Source organism: Solibacillus daqui (assembly GCF_028747805.1).
In the GTDB taxonomy this organism is placed as follows: domain Bacteria; phylum Bacillota; class Bacilli; order Bacillales_A; family Planococcaceae; genus Solibacillus; species Solibacillus daqui.
Map to the genome: position 1 here is coordinate 311,643 of NZ_CP114887.1, position 16,849 is coordinate 328,491.

The 16,849-nt window shown below is 39.1% G+C and carries 12 protein-coding genes; 10 read left to right on the plus strand and 2 right to left on the minus strand.

What is annotated here, in order from left to right:
- The first annotated feature begins 9 nt into the window (after positions 1-9).
- From O7776_RS01530 to O7776_RS01545, 4 genes are all read left to right on the plus strand, one after another.
- Entirely contained in the window at positions 10-2,205 is a 2,196-nt protein-coding gene (locus tag O7776_RS01530) for a sensor histidine kinase (RefSeq protein ID WP_274308903.1), read from the plus strand.
- Positions 2,206-2,319: 114 nt separating this feature from the next.
- A complete protein-coding gene (locus O7776_RS01535; RefSeq protein WP_274308904.1) occupies positions 2,320-3,390 on the plus strand; it encodes a metallophosphoesterase in 1,071 nt (356 codons plus the stop codon).
- A 25-nt stretch (positions 3,391-3,415) separates the two neighbouring features.
- Positions 3,416-4,240, plus strand: a complete 825-nt coding sequence (locus O7776_RS01540) for an undecaprenyl-diphosphate phosphatase (RefSeq protein ID WP_274308905.1) — start codon at positions 3,416-3,418, stop codon at positions 4,238-4,240.
- Between the two features lie 142 nt (positions 4,241-4,382).
- Entirely contained in the window at positions 4,383-5,675 is a 1,293-nt protein-coding gene (locus tag O7776_RS01545; RefSeq protein ID WP_274308906.1) for a globin-coupled sensor protein, read from the plus strand.
- 68 nt (positions 5,676-5,743) lie between these two features.
- Here the strand turns inward: O7776_RS01545 and O7776_RS01550 are convergent, their stop codons facing one another.
- Complete coding sequence (locus tag O7776_RS01550; RefSeq protein WP_274308907.1) at positions 5,744-6,541, minus strand: TIGR00266 family protein; 798 nt, start codon at positions 6,539-6,541, stop codon at positions 5,744-5,746.
- Between the two features lie 204 nt (positions 6,542-6,745).
- On the opposite strand from O7776_RS01550, the gene O7776_RS01555 reads away from it, so the two are divergent.
- From O7776_RS01555 to O7776_RS01580, 6 genes are all read left to right on the plus strand, one after another.
- On the plus strand, positions 6,746-8,227 hold the full coding sequence (locus O7776_RS01555; protein ID WP_274308908.1) for an aldehyde dehydrogenase family protein: 1,482 nt from the start codon (positions 6,746-6,748) through the stop codon (positions 8,225-8,227).
- Positions 8,228-8,290: 63 nt separating this feature from the next.
- On the plus strand, positions 8,291-9,463 hold the full coding sequence (locus O7776_RS01560; protein ID WP_274308909.1) for a saccharopine dehydrogenase family protein: 1,173 nt from the start codon (positions 8,291-8,293) through the stop codon (positions 9,461-9,463).
- A gap of 10 nt (positions 9,464-9,473) precedes the next feature.
- Positions 9,474-10,664, plus strand: a complete 1,191-nt coding sequence (locus O7776_RS01565) for an acyl-CoA dehydrogenase family protein (RefSeq protein WP_274308910.1) — start codon at positions 9,474-9,476, stop codon at positions 10,662-10,664.
- 150 nt (positions 10,665-10,814) lie between these two features.
- A complete protein-coding gene (locus tag O7776_RS01570) occupies positions 10,815-12,944 on the plus strand; it encodes a beta-propeller domain-containing protein (protein WP_274308911.1) in 2,130 nt (709 codons plus the stop codon).
- A 150-nt stretch (positions 12,945-13,094) separates the two neighbouring features.
- Complete coding sequence (locus O7776_RS01575) at positions 13,095-13,793, plus strand: ABC transporter ATP-binding protein (RefSeq protein WP_274308912.1); 699 nt, start codon at positions 13,095-13,097, stop codon at positions 13,791-13,793.
- Complete coding sequence (locus O7776_RS01580) at positions 13,783-15,099, plus strand: ABC transporter permease (RefSeq protein ID WP_274308913.1); 1,317 nt, start codon at positions 13,783-13,785, stop codon at positions 15,097-15,099. Before O7776_RS01575 ends, O7776_RS01580 begins: the two co-directional genes overlap by 11 nt.
- 297 nt (positions 15,100-15,396) lie before the next feature.
- Here O7776_RS01580 and O7776_RS01585 read toward each other — a convergent pair whose 3' ends face one another.
- On the minus strand, positions 15,397-16,797 hold the full coding sequence (locus O7776_RS01585; protein WP_274308914.1) for a polysaccharide deacetylase family protein: 1,401 nt from the start codon (positions 16,795-16,797) through the stop codon (positions 15,397-15,399).
- Positions 16,798-16,849 lie beyond the last annotated feature (52 nt).

Consider the following 16,849-nt stretch of genomic DNA (forward strand, 5'->3'; position numbering starts at 1 on the left):
GGAATGGAAATGAACAACAAAAAATCCCATCTCCAGCTTTTTCTTATGTTTATTGTGGTGTTTGCGATTTTAGTAATATTAGTACAAGGAAATAATTATTTTGGAAAAGACTACTTTGAATCCAATTCATTTGATTCAGAAGCTGAGCAGTTTGCTTACAATGTGGCCCGCTATGAAATAAATCCGTTAACAAAAGAAGATTTTGCAGAGGTTTTAACGGTAACGAAGGATGATATTGCACATTATCGTACGTATTATGGATCATTGGCACAGCAAATTCAAAATATTAAAGACCAATATGCAGAGGACATTAATAACGCGCAAGATGAGGATGTATTACAGGCATTAAAATCAGAGCGTGACGCAAAAATTGAAGATGTTCAAAAAAACTTTGAAGATGATGCTTATGTATCCGAAAAAATTAAAGCATTGAAAGAACAAGTTGTGAATGAAATTTTAGCTGACAATAAGCGAAATCATCAAGCGTTTTTTGCAGAAAATAAGCAATTTGCTTATGAGCTACATGATGACAAGTACGATTTAACGTTTAAAAAGAATGATGTAAAAGCAGCTTCTGTCTTTAAAAAAACAATTTCGAATAATGATTTAGGTACACATGAGGAATCGATTAATTTATACGAATATGAGCAAATCGGCTTTTTAGATAAAACGTATACGATTGAAAAAGATTTTTCGACTATTACAGGTAGTGTAACGATTCCAAAATCAATGCTGTCTAAAACGCATTTTGGGAATGATTTGCGAGCATTTACAATTACAAAATATATATACTATAGCATAATTATTGCGGGAATCGTGAGCTTTATACTGCTAGTAAAGGTATTTAATAGCCGTCCGGAAACTTTGTTTGACAGAGAGAACAGCCTACGTGATGTTTTAAATCGTTTGCCTATGGATATTGCATCAGTTCTTGTATTATTCGTTGTATATCTTACGCTAATGCTTATGAGTAGTATGACGCATATCGGACAATCCATCGGTTATTATTTCCAAGGTGAAAATTATTTTAACGTTGTTGAAAATATGATTAACTTAGCGGTTGTCTACGGGATGTTTGTCTTAAGTGTTTACATTATTGTTTGGACGTGGGCACGTTTTAAAAGGTTTAAAAGTGTAGAGAAGCTGTGGGAAAATATGTTTTTATCTAAGCTAGTGAAAGTATGTATCGAATTGTTTGAAAATCGTTCGATGGGCATACAATCCCTTATTTTATTAATGGTTATTTTCCTTGGTGGCTTTGGGTTTGCTGTGTTTGTAATGAGCGGTACGTTTGAGGTATTCCTCTTCTATATGTTCCTGTTTGTTGTATTTTTCATTCCGGCGCTGTATATTTTCTTGCGTCGTATTGGCTACCTAAACCGAATTATGAAACATACAGACGATATGGCGCATGGTCGCTTAACGGATAATTTAAAGGTAAAAGGGAAGTCACCTTTAGCAAAGCATGCGGAAAATTTAAATGGTCTACGTGAAGGGGTTCGCACAAGTTTAAATGAGCAGGCAAAGAGCGAGCGTCTAAAAACTGAGCTGATTACAAATGTCAGTCATGATTTACGGACACCGTTAACATCGATCATTACGTATACCGATTTGCTTAAAAATCCCGATATTACAGAGGAAGAACGTCAAAAGTATATCGAAATATTAGATGCGAAATCGGGTCGGTTAAAAACATTGATTGAAGATTTGTTTGAAGTGTCGAAAATGGCAAGTGGCAATATCGAAATTTCGAAACAACGTATTGATCTTGTACAACTATTGCAGCAGGCTGTGGGCGAGCATGAAGAGGAGTTTGCAACATCGAATTTAGATTTACGTGTTGCCATTAGTGAACAACCAATTTATGCCTATGTAGATGGTCAAAAATGGTGGCGTGTTATTGATAATTTAATCGTCAATGCCCGTAAGTATTCATTAGAAGGTACGCGTGTATATGTGAATTTAAAAGTGAACAATGGCAATGCCGAGTTAACCGTGAAAAATGTGGCGAAATACGAGCTGAATGAAGATGCAGGGGAATTAATCGAGCGCTTTAAACGTGCCGATACGTCGCGTCACACAGAAGGTTCGGGATTAGGACTAGCCATTGCCCAATCCATTGTAGACTTACATGGTGGTCAATTAGATATTGCTGTGGATGGCGATTTATTTAAGGTGACAGTGTTTGTACGCGCGGAGAAATAAGAAGGGAGCTACAGTAGGGGAAACCTTATTGTAGCTTTTTTAATACAGTCTTTTCTTCATTTATAGTAAAATAGCAGTTAACTAAAAATGACAACAATGATGGAGGCAAACATTATGCGGATATTATTTGGTATTATTGCCATAGTGATTTATAGTGGTATCACAGTTTATCTTGGCTTGAATTTGCGCGCATGGCTTTTATCGATTGAGGTATACCGCTGGCCATATTTATTTTGGGGTTTCTTATTTTTAATTTCTTTTGGCTTTATAATTGGGAAAATGCATAAAGTGTTAACACCGTTTAGTGTACTTGGTAGCTACTGGATGTTCTTTTTAGAATATGGCTTGATGCTATGTATTATGGCAAATCTTGTAGTCTTATTTACACCGCTTTCTGTAAAAGTTGTTGGTACGGGTGCAATTGGACTTCTTCTTGTTTTGCTGATTATTGGTACATATTTTGCGTATACACCGGTTGTGCGTCATGCGACAATAGAAATGGATAAACCGGGTGAAGACATGCGCGTTGTGATGGCGTCGGATTTTCATTTAGGCTTGTTATCAGGAAAGAGGCATTTAGAAAAATTTGTTGATTTATCTAATGAGCAACAGCCTGATTTAGTGCTGCTTGCAGGGGATATTGTTGATGATAGCCCGCAGCGATTTATTAATACAGGTATGGGGGACGTCATGAAAAATTTGCAGTCCACATACGGTGTTTATGGGGTGCTTGGCAATCATGAACATTATGGCAAAGAAATCGCAGCATTTAGACAGGCAATGCAGGATGCGCATGTGCAAATTTTAGTAGATGAAACTATTTTGATTGCAAACCGTTTGTATTTAACGGGGCGTGAAGACGTAACAAATAAAAAGCGTCTGCCAATCAGTGCTTTGCAACCGGACGAAAAAGAGTTACCATGGCTTATGATGAATCATACGCCAAATGATTTAGATGAACCAGCAAATGCAGGGGTAGACCTCCACGTATCAGGTCATACACATAAAGGGCAAATGTGGCCAAATCATTATATTACACAAAAGGTATTTGAGCTCGATTATGGCTATCGTCAAAAGGTAGATATGCATGCACTTGTGTCAAGTGGCTTTGGTTTTTGGGGACCACCAACACGTATTGGCAGTCAATCTGAATTGTGGGTAATTGATATTACATTTAGTAAGTAATTTATGGGGAAAAGGAGACTTCTTGATGGAGTGGTTTGAGTTATTAAAGGCGTTAATATTAGGGTTTGTAGAGGGGATGACAGAATTTGCCCCAGTTTCGTCAACAGGACATATGATTATTGTCGATGATATGTGGCTACAAACGAAGGAATTTTTAGGTTCGGGCTCTGCGAATACATTTAAGATTGTTATTCAGCTCGGTTCGATTTTAGCAGTTGTTGTCGTGATGTGGAAACGTATTTTAAGTTTAGTAGGTTTGTATAAAATTGAAGGGCAACAATCGAAGCGTTTTAATTTAGGGCATGTGTTAGTGGGGATTATTCCTGCAGGTGTCTTTGGTGTCCTGTTTGAAGATTTTATCGATGAAAATTTATTTAGTATTAATACGGTCATTATCGGTTTGATTATCGGAGCAATTTTTATGATTATTGCCGACAAGTTTGGTCCAAAAAAGCCAGCCATTACATCGTTGGATGATATTTCGTATAGTAAAGCTTTAAAAATTGGCTTAATTCAATGTTTGTCATTGTGGCCAGGTTTTTCTCGTTCGGGCTCAACGATTTCAGGTGGTGTTTTACTAGGATTAGATCATAAAACAGCGGCTGATTTTACATTTATTATGGCTGTACCAATTATGGCAGGGGCAAGTGGCCTATCACTTATTAAAAACTGGGATCAAATCAATATCGACCATTTATCATTTTATGTAGTGGGCTTCATTAGTGCGTTTATCTTTGCGCTTCTTTCGATTAAGTTTTTCTTAAAACTTATTTCAAAAGTAAAGCTAATGCCATTTGCTATTTACCGAATTGTATTAGCTTTAGTACTGATTTTTGTTCTATTTGTATAATTTTTAAGTTACGTCAAATTTTTGTAAAAAATTTGACGTCTTTTTTATGTCCAATTACCAGGTTTTATTGTAAAAAATGGATATATAGCCTATATTAAGTTATAAAATGATTAAAAATATATGAAAAAAGAGGGGTGAAATAGTGTTTTCTTTTAAGAAAAAATCTACTGTTGCAAAATATGAAGAAGTAGACTTTCAGAATGTAGGCATCTTTATTACTGATCCAGATCGACTTGCTCAAATGCAAATTATTGGATTAAATATGGAAGATTTAAAATTATTAAGAACAATTAAACCTTTTGTAGAAGTACGAATTTTAGAAGTGGTACAGGCGTTTTATTCAACGATAGAAGCAGTTCCTCATTTTAGAGAAATTATTAGCCAAAATAGTACGTCCGAACGTTTGCGCCAAACGCTGCGTCACCATATTGTTGAAATGCTGGAAGGCAGAATTGATGACCATTATTTAGAAAATAGACGTAAAGTATCGCTCATGCATGTGCGAATTGGGCTTTCGACAAAGTGGTATTTAGCTTCTTTTCAAAAGCTAGAGGCTAGTTTACGCCGAATTGTCTATTCTCTTGAACTGAATTCTGAACAAAAGCAAAAAATGATTGATGCCATTGGGCGTGCATGTAATTTTGAGCAACAGCTTGTATTGGAAGAATATGAGCTTGTTTCAGCCGCGATTCAACAGCAGCAACAAGAACAAATTAAACAAGAAGTGAAATCGATTGTCGGGGATATTTCACGAGATTTAGAGCGTCAATCACGCGATACGAATGACACCGTATTTACGATGATTGATAATACGAAAACAGTCGATCATTATGTACATAACAGTATCGAGGCGGCAACCGATACAAAAATTGCTTCTAAAGAAGGTTATGAACAGATGTTATTAATCACGAAGCAGTCTAATGAAATTAATGAAAAAACCGTCGAAATGTCGCGCATGGTGGAAGCGTTGAACAATTCTTCGACAGAAATTTATGCAGTAATTGAAATTGTGAAAGGGATTGCTGGCCAAACGAACTTACTAGCATTGAATTCTGCTATTGAAGCAGCACGTGCAGGCGAGCATGGTAAAGGTTTTGCGGTCGTTGCCGATGAAGTTCGGAAGCTAGCCGATCAAACGAAAACATCTGTAGAACAAATTGCCGGGTTAATTGCCATTTCGGGTAATGTTACAAATGAAGTAGTCGTAGCGATTCATCACATTCAAGAACTTGTACAAAACGGTATCTCACAAAATGAGCACTCATTAATTGCATTCGATAAAATTTCTACTGCTGTCGATTTAACAATTAATGATTTTGAACATGTTGGCAAACAAGTACGCGAATTGAAGCATATTGTTGAAACGATTGGAGAATCAACAAAATCCCTTGAACACGCCGCGAGTAAGCTAGAGGAAACCATTCAAACATTATAGTTTGGATAAAGTAAAAGCACGGAAACTATTACAATTTGTAATAGTTTCCGTGCTTTTTTTGTATTATATTATTTGTTGAACAGATCAAATAGTCCGCCGATACCGCCTTCACCTGAGTTTTGGCCACCACCGCCTTTTGATACTGGAGCAGCAGCGAATACACGGCTTGCTAAACGGCTAAATGGCAATGATTGTACCCAAACTGTACCAGGGCCAGATAATGTAGCGAAGAATAAACCTTCACCGCCAAATAGCGCTGTTTTAACGCCACTTACCATTTCGATTTCATAGCGAACGTCTTGCGTCATTGCGACTAAGCAACCTGTATCGATACGTAATGTTTCACCTGGCTGTAATTGACGTTCATAAATGGCACCGCCTGCGTGTACAAAAGCCATACCATCGCCTTCAAGCTTTTGCATGATGAAGCCCTCACCACCAAAGAATCCTGTGCCTAATTTTTTCTGTAGCTCTATTCCGACAGATACACCCTTTGCCGCAGCTAAAAAGGCATCCTTTTGACAGATAATTTTTCCACCAAATTTACTTAAATCCATTGGAATGATTTTACCTGGATAAGGCGCAGCAAAATAAACTTTACGCTTATCGTTCCCTTCATTTGTAAACGTCGTCATAAACAAGCTTTCGCCTGTAATTAAACGTTTACCCGCACCAAGTAATTTTCCCATAATACCTGAGCCTTGATTGCTAGAAGCGTCACCAAAAACAGTTTCCATGCGGATACGGTCATCCATCATCATTAAACTGCCTGCTTCAGCAATTACCGTTTCCTGTGGATCTAATTCAACCTCAACGAACTGCATGTCATCTCCGTGCAATACAAAATCAATTTCGTGGTTTTTCATGTTTTTTGTCTCCTTTAAATAAACTATCTTTATAATGTTACGTTTCATTTTACAAGAGGTTTCAAAAAAATATATTCTACTAACTAATTTTTTATGAATTTAATCCATATTGTAACTTAATATGAATTGTTTTTGAGAGAAAAAAGGGATAAGAGAGAAAATGTCGAATAATAAAAGAGAAATATGAATTTGTGAGGTGGAGAAATGGAACTGTTAAATTTTATTGGTGGTCAGTGGATACAAAATACAACATTACAAGCAATGCCAGTCATCAACCCAGCGAATGGGGAACAGTTAGGAACGGTCCCGCTTTCAACTAAAGAGCAAGTAGATTTAGCCGTACAAAAAGCAAAGGCTGCACAAAAAGAGTGGGCACTTATTCCAGCCCCAAAGCGTGCGGATTATTTATATGAAATCGCGTTTAAATTAAAGGAGAACAAAGAGCATTTAGCGCAAATGCTCACAAAAGAAATGGGGAAATTGATCGAAGAAGCGCGCGGTGAGGTACAAGAAGGGATTGATATGGCGCTTTATATGGCAGCGGAAGGTAGGCGTTTATTTGGTGAAACGGTTCCTTCTGAGTTGCCAAATAAATTTGCGATGAGCGTACGTGCACCAATTGGGGTAGCAGGGCTCATTACACCGTGGAATTTTCCAATTGCCATCGCGACGTGGAAGGCATTCCCTGCACTTGTTGCGGGCAATACGGTTGTGTGGAAGCCGTCAAACGAAACTCCATTTATGGCATACGAGCTAGCCAAAATTTGTGAGGAAGTCGGGTTGCCAGCGGGTGTGTTAAATATTGTATTTGGCTCAGGACCTACTGTTGGAACGGCGATGATTGAGCATCCAGATATTCGCATTATATCCTTTACGGGCTCTACTGCTACAGGAAGTAAGGTGGCAGAGCTTGGAGGCAAGCATTTAAAGAAAGTGTCGCTTGAAATGGGTGGCAAAAATGCAGTCATTGTGATGGATGATGCGGATTTAGATTTGGCACTGGAAGGCATTTTATGGAGTGCTTTCGGTACAGCGGGTCAGCGTTGTACAGCATGTAGCCGTGTTATTGTGCATAAAGATGTAAAACAAGAGCTTGAACAGCGTTTGGTAGCGTTAACAAAAAACTTACTTGTCGGTGATGGCTTAAATCCAGCAACAAAGGTAGGGCCAGTCATCAATAAAGCGGCGCTCGAAAAAATTAATCATTATGTTCAAATTGGTAAGCAACAAGGAGCAACATTACTTACAGGTGGCGACATTTTAAGTGAGGGTGACCTCGCAAATGGCTATTATTTTGCACCGACAATTTTTACGAATGTAGAAGCTACGAGTATATTAGCGCAGGAAGAAATTTTTGGTCCGGTAATTAGTATTATTGAAGTGGCGAGTTTAGAAGAAGCGATTGACGTGAACAACGGGGTGAAGTTTGGTTTATCTAGCTCGATCTTCTCGCAAAATGTCAACACAATTTTTAAGGCACAGCAGTTACTTGATACGGGGATTGTCTATGTTAATGCTGGAACGACCGGCGCTGAAATTCATTTGCCGTTTGGTGGCACAAAGGGTACGGGGAATGGACATCGTGACTCAGGTCAGGCAGCACTTGATGTTTACACAGAATGGAAAAGTATATACGTAGATTACAGTGGTAAATTACAACGCGCACAAATCGATAACAATGCATGAACTCCGCAATAGCGGGTGTCATAGATTACATTTACTTATTATACAAACAAAGGGGATGTTTATATGAAGGTAGTAGTGTTAGGTGCAGGTTTGATGGGGAAAGAAGTTGCACGCGATTTAGTGAACAGTGAAGATGTCGAAAAAGTTTATTTAGCGGATGTATCTATCGAAAAAGCACAGGAGTTCGTGGATACACTTGGCTCAAATAAAGTAGAAGTCATACAGTTGGATGCAGATTGTGATAAGGACCTGCGTGTGGTGATGGCGCGCGGCAATATTGTAGTCAATGCCCTTTTCTATGCGTTCAATGAGCGAGTGGCACGTGCAGCAATCGATGTAGGGGTGCATGCGGTTGATTTAGGTGGACATATTGGCGGTGTTACGGAGGCTATTTTACAGTTAAATGACGAAGCAGCGGCTAAAGGGATTACGATTGTTCCAGATTTAGGAGTAGCGCCAGGCATGATCAATATTTTAGCGGGTTACGGAGCGACAAAAATAGATAAAGTGCATTCAATTAAGTTATATGTAGGGGGCATTCCGACAGCGCCGAAGCCACCACTACATTATACACGCGTATTTTCATTAGATGGTGTATTTGATCACTACACGGAGCCTTCAAAAATGATTCAAAAAGGCGTGCTGTCAGAGGTGCAATCATTGACAGGCATTGAGCCAATTTATTTTGATGAATTCGGTGTTTTAGAAGCTTTCTATACATCAGGTGGCATTTCAACTTTATATAAAACATTCCCGAATGTAAAAACATTAGAATACAAAACGATTCGCTATAAAGGGCATGCTGAAAAGTTCCAGCTGCTTGCAGAATTAGGACTTTTAGATAAAACCAATGTTGTTGAAGCGGGTGGACGCGAAGTAAGTGTTCGTGAAGTGACACGCGAAGCGATAAAGAAAAAATTGGACATAGGTGAGCAGGTTGACGCGGTTTTATTACGTGCGATTATTTCTGGTGAGAAATCAGAAGAGCAAATTACGTATGAATATGAAATGGTTGTGCGCAAAGATTTAGAGAATAACGTGACAGCAATGGCGCGAGCAACGGCAAATACGATTTCAGTTGTCGCGCAAATGATTGGTAAGGGTACGATTACCGAGCGCGGTGTATTTGCACCAGAAACAGTTGTACCAGGCAGTGAGTTCATTCAGGAGATGGCTAAGCGTGGTGTCGATATTAAGGAAACATCACACCGTTCATCAATGATTGTGAAATGGTAGGAGTGATCGTATGAACTTCGAATATACAGCAGAACAAACGCTTTTACGAAAAACAGTCCGTCAATTTGTTGATGCCGAAATCATACCGCATATTGCAAGGTGGGATGCACAAGGTGGCTTTGATCAAGCCGTTTGGAAGCGTTTAGCGGAACTAGGGTTTATGGGAGTATGTGTACCTGAAAAGTACGGCGGTGCAGGGATGGATTACAACTCGCTAGCAATTGTATGTGAAGAGCTAGAGCGAGGGGATACGGCGTTTCGTACAGCCGTTTCCGTGCATATCGGGTTAAATAGTATGACGCTCATGCAATGGGGGACAGAAGCACAAAAGCAAAATTATTTAACCCCACAGGCAAAAGGTGAAAAAATCGGTGCGTTTGGTTTAACGGAGCCTGGAGCGGGTTCAGACGTAGCGGCAATGAGCTCTTATGCGAAGCGTGAAGGCGATTACTACATTTTAAATGGTCAAAAAACATGGATTTCACTTTGTGATGTGGCCGATCATTTTATCGTCTTTGCTTATACTGATAAAGAAAAGCTACACCACGGTATTTCGGCTTTTATCGTTGAACGTGAGTGGGCAGGCTTTAGCTCGAAGGCCATTAAAGGGAAGTATGGAATTCGTGCGGGAAATACGGGAGAATTATTTTTCGAAGACGTAAAAATTCCTGCAGAAAATTTGCTCGGTGAAGAAGGGGAAGGCTTCAAAATTGCAATGTCAGCACTGGATAACGGACGATTTACGGTAGCTGCCGGCGCGGTTGGCTTAATGCAGGCTTGTCTTGAGGCAAGTGTGAAATATTGCAAGGAACGCGAAACATTCGGCAAGCCCATTGGTGAGCACCAACTTGTAGGGCAAATGTTAGCGAAAATGGAAGCAGGCTATGAAATGAGCCGCTTACTTGTATATCGCGTTGGAGAATTAAAAAATACAGGTGTGCGAAACACGCGCGAAACATCGCTTGCAAAATGGCAGGCATGTGACTTTGCAAACAAAGCTGCAGACGATGCTATGCAAATTCACGGGGCATATGGTTATTCCGATGATTATCCGGTCGCACGTTATTTACGTAACTCGAAAGCACCGGTTATTTATGAAGGAACACGTGAAATTCATACGATAATGCAGGCGGATTATGTACTGGGTAAGCGCGAAGATAAAAAGTTGCGCTGTATGCTACCGAGTTGGCCATTTGAATAATTATTTTGCAAAAAACGAGGTGAAATAATAAATTTCTCTCGTTTTTCTTTTGGGGAAAATATTTTATGGAAAATAATAAATATTCTGTAACTTATTTATTGTTGGCGAGTCTAATTGAATATAGCCAGTTATAAAAAGGGAGGGTTAACAATGAAAAAGGGCAAGATTTTAGGGATTGCATTAACTTTATTGGCGATCGTTGGGTTATCATCATTATTTTATTTTACAAAGGATACGGCATATGCAAATGGCGTTATTTTTGAAGGTGAATCGTATACAATACAGCTTGAAACAGCACTGACCAATGACAGTGTAACAAACGGGACAGTAACGGTAACAGACGCTGCTGGAAAAGTAGTACAGGCGAAATTAAAGCTTGATGACACGGCAAAAATGTTGACGGTAGAAAATTTAAAAGCTGGACAATACAAAGTGATTATTAAGAAAAATGCTTATGCAAAAGCAACAAAGTTAATTAGTGAACAGAGCATTCCGCTAGATGTGATTCAAAAGGTGAGTACATTGAAAACAGAAGCGGATTTAAAGGCTTATTTTAAAGCATATATCGCAGCAGAAAATACGATGTATCAAGGGCGTGAAGAAGAAATGGCCCAAGAATCTTCAGGTGTCGCAAACGAAAACAGTTCAAGCGATAAAGTAAGCGCAGATTCGAACTACTCAACAACAAACAACCAAGTGGAAGGTATTGAAGAAGGCGATATTTCGATTACAGATGGTAAAAATATTTACACAATCGTTGATAACAAAATTATGATTGTGGATGCGAAATCATTAAAAATGGTGAAGCGTTTAACGGTTGGTAAAGATATTTATCCAACACATTTAATGCTGCATAACGAGATCTTAATTGTTGGCTATACAACTTATGTGCAAATACAGCGAGAGGATTATTTTGATTCGAAATCAATATCAAAAGTGGCGTTTTATGATGTGAAAGATGCAGCAAACCCAACGCTTGTGCGTGAGGTAGGGCAAGATGGGGACATTACGAATATTCGTAAATTAGGTAACTATTTATATGTAGTTTCAAGTAAAACGCCAAACTATTGGATGCTGACAGAAAACCCAGATGTAGAATTACGCCCAGCAATGTATGATGGTGGCAAAGAAAAGCTAATATCGGTTGACCAAATAAAGCTTTTACCGGAGAGCAATCAACCGAGCTATTTAATCGTTTCGGCAATAGATGTAAGGAATGTCAAATCGAATGAATGGAAAACAGCGAGCTTTTTAGGGAACAGCGGACAAATGTACATGTCTGAAAGCGCGATTTACATTGCGTCGATGAATTATCGATTCTGGCCAGTAGTTGATATGATGTCAGATACTACAGATTCATCAATTGTACCTGTACAAAGCGAAAATGAAACGACAATTTATAAAATTGCTCTTGATAAAACAAACATTGGTATGGCAACAGAAGGTAAAGTAAAAGGTTCAGTTTTAAATCAGTTTTCAATGGATGAGCATAACGGTTATATCCGCATTGCAACGACAGAGGGCAATGCTTGGGGGGCTGAAGCAAACTCAAAAAATCATCTATTCATTTTAGATGGAAACTTAAAGCAAGTAGGCGCGGTTCATGATCTAGCACCAGGGGAACGTATTTATTCTGCACGCTTCATCGGTGATAAGGCATATTTAGTAACGTTTAAAGAAACGGACCCACTATTTGTGATTGATACAAAAAACCCAAAGGCGCCTAAAGTGTTAGGTGAGCTAAAAATTCCAGGTTTCAGTAACTATTTACACCCAATCGACGAAAACCATTTACTTGGTATCGGCTATGACACGGAGGTACGTATGGAGGAAGGTTCAAAAGAGCCGATCGTGTTAACAAAAGGCATGAAATTAAGCTTATTTGATGTGTCTGACTTGAAAAATCCGAAAGAAAAGCAAGCTGTGGTCATCGGAGGACGCGGCACATATTCACCAGTGCAATACGACCATAAAGCGCTATTTAGAGACCCACGTAATAATTTTTACGGTTTCCCAGTAACAGTCTACTCAGAGACGGATGAACAAGACCGCCTAAAATACGAGGGAACTGGTGCACAAATTTATAAAGTAACAGCTTCGGGTATTGATTTAGTGGCGAACTTATTGGAGCAAGCGCGACCAGGTGAGCAATATGAAGATGCATACCATGCCGTACAGCGTTTACTTTATGTAGAGGATGAGTTGTACGCTGTATCTCGCTCGAAAGTTACAAGTTATAACGGTAAAACATTTAAAAAGCAACAAACGCTTGGATTTTAATTTACGCTGTGTTAGGGCAAAACGCTCTAACACAGCTTTTTTTCATTTATTGGGCTTGTTGGCTCCATTTCTTAAGAAATTCTTCATTTTTGTCATGCAAAAATATTAAGATTTAGTCTTTACACTGTAACTATAAAGGAGTGTAGAGCAATGATTGAAGTGAAGAATGTCCAACATACGTTTTTAATTGGTAAAAAAGGTAAGGAAAAGCGCGTTCCTGTATTGCGCAATGTTTCATTTGATATTCCAACAGGCGATATTATAGCAGTAGTAGGGAAAAGTGGTTCGGGGAAATCGACGTTGCTGCAAATTTTGGCAGGGTTTATGAAGCCTGAATATGGTTCGATTTGTGTCAATGGTCAGGAAGTTGCTGCGTTTACAGAGGCACAAAGCGCGGCGTTCCGTTTGAAAAATTTCGGCTTTATTTTTCAAAATTTCCAACTTATGCCGAGTTTAACGGCGTTTGAAAATATTGAACTACCACTAAAATTACAAGGCTTAAGTCCGGCAATTCGCAAAAGTCGTGTTGAGGAAATTATGGGGCGTGTTGGGTTAGGGGAAGTGAGTGACCATTTTCCAAATGAATTATCTGGTGGTCAACAACAACGTGTCAGTATTGCGCGTGCATTAGTAACGAAAGCGCCGATTTTGCTTGCTGATGAGCCAACAGGAAGCTTGGATTCAGAGACGGAGCAAGAGATTTTAGCGTTGATACAACAGCTTAATCGTGAATTGAATTTAACATTTGTCATTATTACGCATGATGAGGAAGTGGCGAACATTGCCGACCAACGTTATCGTATGCATGACGGAGCGTTAGTGAAAGAAGGTGTCACTCATGCGATTTAGTGACCAACTTGATTTTGTTATGCAGCATATTAAGAAAAATAAGTTGCGTGTTTTTATGACTGTGTTAGCTGCAACGATGGGCTGTGCGTTTTTAATCGTACTTGCATCTGTAGGCTTTGGTTTACAGGCATCGATTGAAAAGGATATTTTATCGAATGATAGTGTGACGAAAATTGAAGTGCAAAGCAGCCAATCGCAGTTTACCGAGGAAGAAATTGCAGAAATTCAAGCAGTAGAACATGTACAAACCGTGTTAAAAACAACAGATGTGAATGCAGAAGCGCAAAGCTATTTTGAAGATCGTGATACATTAGGAAGTTTACATCTAACGAATTTTAACGATTTACAACAAGTATTAGATGATTTATCGGCAGGTGTATATCCAACAAATGAGAACGAAATTTTAGTAGGCTATCATTTCGCACAAACGCTGTTAAATGACGCTGATCGTAAAGTAATAGAAGAAAAATCACTGGAAGCACAGGCAAATGGCGATTATTATAACGGTTCTGAAGAAGGCTATAAAGAGTCACTTCTAGGTAAGGAAATCGAAGTGGCCTTCCGTTCTTATGAGGATATGTCGAAACAAACAGAGCGTAAATCGTTCAAGATTGTCGGTGTACTTGCAAAGCCTACTTATGAATGGGCGATTGACAATAAAATTTACGTATCCGATGCGTTGGCACCAACTTTAGAAGAGATGTTGGTTCAATCGTTCCCAGATCAACAAGAAGCGCTTTATTTTGATCGTTTTGAAATTTATGCAACGAGTTTAGAATATGTGAAGCCGATATTAGAGGAATTACGTGATAAAGGCTTTGGTGTCTTTTCGGTAACGGAGCAATTAGAGGAGCTAAATGTATTTTTCTTAGTATTAAAAGCGGGACTTATTTTTGTCGGGACAATTGCGGTATTAATTGCATCGATTGGAATTTTCAATACGATGACAATGGCTGTAACCGAGCGTACGCGTGAAATTGGGGTATTAAAAGCAATTGGCGCAAGTCCGAAGCTGATTCAGCGATTATTCTTAATGGAAAGCACATTTATTGGTGTGATTGGAACAGTCATTGCAGTAGCCATTTCTTACGCGGTGAGCTTTGCGTCAAATGCATTGCTACCAGTAGTATTGAAGGCGGCAACGGGTGAGGAAAGCTTTGATGGCATTCAATTTTCTGCCATACCTTGGCAACTTGTTGTCATTGCGGCTGCTATTAGCATCGGGGTAGCTATTATTTCAGGTGTGCGCCCTGCACGAAAGGCGACAAAAATTGAAGTGATGCAGGCATTGCGCCAAGAGGTATGATATAAAATGAGGTATCCGAGATCGAATTCTTGGGTACCTCATTTTTCAATTGGCTAATCAAAATTAATACGTACACAACTTGATGTGCAAGGGATTATCGTACAAGCATTTCACACATAATAATGACTAGAGGGCAACTTTCACCACTTGGAAAGTTGCCCTTTCATTATCAATTACGCTTCGGCGTAATTGTGTCCAGATTTTTTCGAGTTTGCTCGAAAAACTCCTCTAAAAATCTGTGACATCCGCCGGGGCTTTATTTGCTTCAGTCGAGGTTTGAACCTTCACTGAAGCAAGTTAAGAATAGTTCAGTACTTCAGAAACGGTTACAAATTCGTAGCCTTCACTTTGTAAATATTGCAGCACGGGTTCAAGTCCATCTGCTGTAGATTGGTGGATATCGTGCATTAATACAATGGCATTATTATGTAGTGTTTTTTGAATCATCGGTAGTAGCTTTGTTGGGTCGCGATGCTTCCAGTCAAGCGTATCAATCGTCCAGTTGACCGATTTACGTTGAATGAGTGCTCGGACGGAATCATTAGTCGCACCATATGGCGGACGGAAAAAGGCTGAAGGCTGACCGATTGCTGCTTTGATGGCTTGCTCGGTAGATTCATATTCCTTTTTAATGGCCGCGGCTGGCATCTTAGTAAGTACGGGGTGCGTCCATGTATGATTACCAATTTCGTGCCCGGCATCACGAACTTCACGTGCTAGGTTTGGATAACACTGGACACGGCTACCGAGCATGAAAAATGTAGCTTTGGCATTATACTTTTCTAACAGCTCCAAAATTTGCTTCGTTACCTCAGGGTGTGGCCCATCATCAAAAGTTAAAGCAATTCGTTTGTGTGCTGCATCCGTATTTTGCTTTGGTGCAGTAGAGCTCTCTGTTTCCATAGCAATTTGGAAGTCTGATGCAAGTAATGGATTAATCGATGATAAAGGAATTTCTACAGTAGGTAAACCAGCTGTAGCATTAGCAATTTCACCTTCATCGAAATAGAGAACAAGGGCGTTTTCTTTTAATGCAAAGCGCTCAAATAAATCCCATTTTGGCTGTGTAGCAGCTACAAGTTTGTCTTTGTTAAGGGCATCCTTGAACTCTGGATTTTTTGCCATTTGTGATTGTACATGATTGGCGAAGGTTTTTAAGCTAGCTTCATCTTGATTTAGCAATGTCTGCATATTAAAAATTTCGCCTGCTTTATTGTCGATTAAAAAGGTCATGATGGTTGTTTCGTGTTCGGTATTACTTAAAATTGTTTTGTTTGTAAGTACAAATGAATAATAATGTTGATGTGCAAATGTTTGTAAGCTAATATTCAGCTCACCTGTTAATTCGTGAACGTTTTGTTGTAGGCGCATCATACTAATATAGTAATCTTTTGCGTCGTTTATATAAGATAAAATGGTATCGTTGAGCGTTTCGTATTCGGTTAATGGGTATTGAATAGCAAAGGGCATTTTTGCGTCATTTGAAACGTCTGTGACAATGCGCACACCCGGAAAGCTGGATTGTTCTTCAGAAATAGTGGATGAGGTAGTATCGGAGGAAAGACCATCTTCCGCTTGAAAAATAGGTTGATCATTTAAAACAGTTAAATAAATAATAGCTGAGCCGAGCAAGGTGATCATGGAGACAAGTAGTAAATCAATCCAAATACCACGGCGTTTACGGTAAGGGGTTTTCATTTTGTATCGGAGTCCTTTCGAATTTATAGAGCAATGATTAGTTAAATTAAAG